At 47.2% G+C, this 1,818-nt stretch carries 2 protein-coding genes; both read left to right on the forward strand.

Annotated features, from left to right (window positions below; genetic code table 11):
• Positions 1-716: glycosyltransferase family 2 protein (locus COY37_RS02705; RefSeq protein ID WP_286975957.1), on the forward strand; the 716-nt coding region annotated here is incomplete at its 5' end.
• 139 nt (positions 717-855) lie between these two features.
• The coding region (locus tag COY37_RS02710; RefSeq protein ID WP_286975959.1) for a mannose-1-phosphate guanylyltransferase at positions 856-1,818 on the forward strand (963 nt) is incomplete at its 3' end.

The following is a 1,818-nucleotide window of genomic DNA, read 5'->3' on the forward strand; positions in this document are numbered from 1 at the left end:
TAATCAACGACGGTTCCACTGACAGCAGTGTTGAGATTATCGAATCCTACGATGACCCTCGCATCCGGCTGATTCATAACGAAGCGAATTTGAAATTGATTGCAACCTTAAACAAAGGCGTCGATCTGGCGCGAGGAGAATATATTGCTCGCATGGATTGCGATGACATAAGTTTGCCGCAGCGCTTGGCTAAACAGGCTGCGTTCTTAGACGCGAACCTTTCTTGTAGTGTTATCGCTGTTAAGATTATTCTCGTTGGTGCAAACAAGAACGTGATCGGGGAGTGGAAGGGCGACCGAAAATCGGCGACTCCCATGCAGATCTACAGGCGACTCCCAAGGATTAACTGCATCGCTCACCCCGGGGTCATGATGAGAAAATCCGTAGTTTCAAAATATCGCTATAATCCCGTTCGCCGGCATGCAGAGGATTACGATTTATGGCTAAGATTGTTATCCGATGGATATGGGATCGATAAGATTAACGAGTCGCTTTTGGAATACCGAGTTCATATTGGGCAAGTTACCGCAGTAAATAACGAGGTCGGCTTGGGATTGGCAAATATTAAAGCAAAAGCAAGTTTACTAAGAGAAAAAGCCGCCAGACTCAAGTTGAACCGGTTTGATTTGAATGTTTGTGTTGGATTGCTTATTGATGTAGCTGCTATTGTTCCTAAATTCGTCATCAAGTCAATCTTTAGGCACAGATATATCTGACAGGCATGCTCTTCCCGGTTTTCTGTGTTGAGCATTAGCGGCTTGATTGTTGCGTTTAGATGCAGGTAGAATGCAGTTAGAGTATGTATTGTGCCGGATAACCGGCAGCGTCTTGAGGAGTTTGTGTTAAGGAGTTTTCATGTCTGATTCAAATGATTTGTATGGTGTAATTCTAGCCGGAGGCGCAGGAACGAGGTTTTGGCCATTAAGCCGGGAGATGAGCCCGAAGCAGTTGCTCAGGGTATTTGGCACCGAGAGTTTGATTTGGCAGACGATTAAGCGTTTACTACCGCTTATCCCGCAAGAGCAGATCTATATGGTCTCAAATAGCAAGCTTGCGTCCGAGATACGGACGAATCTTATTACGGGCAAAGAGCCGTTTGATAAGGTAGGCTACCTTGTCGAGCCTGAAGCCAGAAACACCGCCCCGGCGATAGGCCTGGCCGCGGTGTATCTCGCCAATATGAACCCTGACGCCGTGATGGCGATCCTTCCATCAGACCATATTATCAATAACCAAGACGAGTTTCTCGCTGTGCTGAAGCAAGTGGAAGAACTTGCCAAAGCAGGCTATCTTGTAACCCTGGGATTGAAGCCGACCCGCCCGGAAACCGGTTTTGGCTATATCAAATCGGGGGAGAAACTCGCTCAATTTAGCAACGGATATGTATCCCACGCGGTCGAGCGGTTTGTTGAAAAACCCGACAGGGAAACCGCTGTCTCTTATCTGGAATCCGGCGACTATTTTTGGAATAGCGGCATGTTCGTCTTTAAAGCGAGCACGATTTTAGATGAGATACACCGCCTTATGCCCGATTTGTATAATCTTCTTTTGAAATTTAGGGATCTTTCGCTTGATGAGTGGAGTTCGGAAAAAGCGAAGGCTATCTTTTGCGAGGCTGAGTCGTTGTCGATCGACTACGGAATTATAGAGAAATCAGATAAAGTCGCTGTCGTTCCGGTCGACTTGGATTGGAGCGATGTCGGTAGCCTTACCGCGCTTGGCGATTTTTTGGACAAAGATGGGCGCGATAACGCGGTGGCGGGAAACGTGCTTGATATCGAATCCAAAAACTCGATCATTTACGGCGAAGACCGCCTG

The organism is Candidatus Aquicultor secundus (assembly GCF_002791875.1).
Taxonomy (GTDB): Bacteria; Actinomycetota; Aquicultoria; order Aquicultorales; family Aquicultoraceae; genus Aquicultor_A; species Aquicultor_A secundus.